The organism is Streptomyces anandii JCM 4720, assembly GCF_014650655.1.
GTDB lineage: Bacteria > Actinomycetota > Actinomycetes > Streptomycetales > Streptomycetaceae > Streptomyces > Streptomyces anandii.
Window position 1 is genome coordinate 343,774 of sequence record NZ_BMVJ01000003.1, and the last position, 1,458, is coordinate 345,231.

At 76.7% G+C, this 1,458-nt stretch carries 1 protein-coding gene and 2 pseudogenes; all 3 read left to right on the forward strand.

Annotated features, from left to right (window positions below):
- Positions 1-120: pseudogene (locus tag IE249_RS36580) on the forward strand (DUF5134 domain-containing protein); the annotation flags it as partial.
- Positions 121-245: 125 nt separating this feature from the next.
- On the forward strand, positions 246-1,181 hold the full coding sequence (locus IE249_RS07495; RefSeq protein ID WP_189703973.1) for a M56 family metallopeptidase: 936 nt from the start codon (positions 246-248) through the stop codon (positions 1,179-1,181).
- A 56-nt stretch (positions 1,182-1,237) separates the two neighbouring features.
- Positions 1,238-1,458, forward strand: a pseudogene (locus IE249_RS36585) (phosphatase PAP2 family protein); the annotation flags it as partial.

Below are 1,458 nucleotides of genomic sequence, written 5' to 3' on the forward strand. Positions count from 1 at the left end.
GCCCCCGCTTCGGGGAGCCTCCAAGGCGCCGGCCCGGGATGGGGCGACCGTCCGGAGCTGGCACAGGCGTGCCGCCTGTCGATGGGGATGGCGATGGTGGCGATGCTGCTGGGGTTGTGAGAGCCGCCGGGCGGGGACGCCGGGGTGCGGCACGGTGGCTGCCGTGCCGCACCGGCCCGTGGTCTGTGTCACTTTGCCGGGCCGAGTCGTACCCGTGAGCGGAGGGCCGCTCATAGGGTGGTCGCATGATGGTGCCCGCGGTCCTGCTGATGATCGGCGTCCTGACCGCCGTGCTGGGTCCACGGCTGCTGGCCCGCGCCGACTGGACGGACCGTGAACCCGTGCTCGCGCTGTGGGCGTGGCAGTGCGTGGTCGCCGCGGTGCTGCTGTGCTGTGCCCTGTCGATGACCCTCAGCGCGGCGGCCGCCTGGCAGGCCGTGCGCGGGCACGTGTTCGCCCCGGCCCCCCGCTCGGTGGTGGAGGCCTACGCGCTGGGCACGGCCGGGCTCTGGGCGCCCACCACCGCGGTGGCCCTGGCCTGCGGCGGCGTCTGGAGCGCCGCCATGCTGGTCCGTGAGGTCGTACGGGCCCGGTCCCGGCGTCGGCTCCGGCGTGCCGAACTCCTGGTCCGCGTCCCGCTGTTGCCCGGGGAGGAGCCCGGCGCCGACCGGCTCGTGGTGCTGGAGGGCGACCGGCCGGACGCCTGGTGGCTGCCCGGGACCCCGCCGCGGCTCGTGGTCACCACGGCGGCGCTGCGCCGGCTGAAGGGCCGGCAGCTGGACGCCGTCCTCGCGCACGAGCAGGGACACGCGCGGGCCCGGCACGACTGGCTGCTGCACTGCTCGGCCGCGCTGGCGGGCGGCTTCCCGCAGGTGCCGGTGTTCGCCGCGTTCCGCGACGAGATGCACCGCCTGGTCGAACTCGCCGCCGACGACGTGGCCTCGCGCCGCTTCGGCCGGCTGACCACCGCGCTGGCGCTGGTCGAACTCAACGAGGACCGCGGGGTGTTCGGCCCCTGCCCGACCCCGCGGGCCGACGTCCCGAGCCGGGTGCACCGGCTGCTCACTCCCCCGGACCGGCTCACCGCCTCCCGCCGCCTGCGCCTGACCGCGCTGGCCTCGCTGGTGCCGGTGATCCCGGTGCTGGTGACGCTGGTCCCGGGACTGGGCGCGCTCAGGTAGCCGGACGGCTGCACGGCGAGGGGTTTCCCGGCCCGCGCCCGGGCGAGGATCGCATCATGCACCCCGCGCCCGCCGAGCCCCGGACCCGTCCGCCGGAACATGCCCCGTCCGCCGCGTCCCGCGCCGCGCCGGTGCTCGCCCTGTGCTCGGCGGTGCTGCTGCTCCTGGTCGTGGCCCGGTGGCAGCCGCTGATGAGCGCCGACGCCGCCGTCGCCCGCACCACCCACCGCTGGGCGGTCGGGGAGCGCGGACTCACGCACGTCTTCCGGGTTCTGAC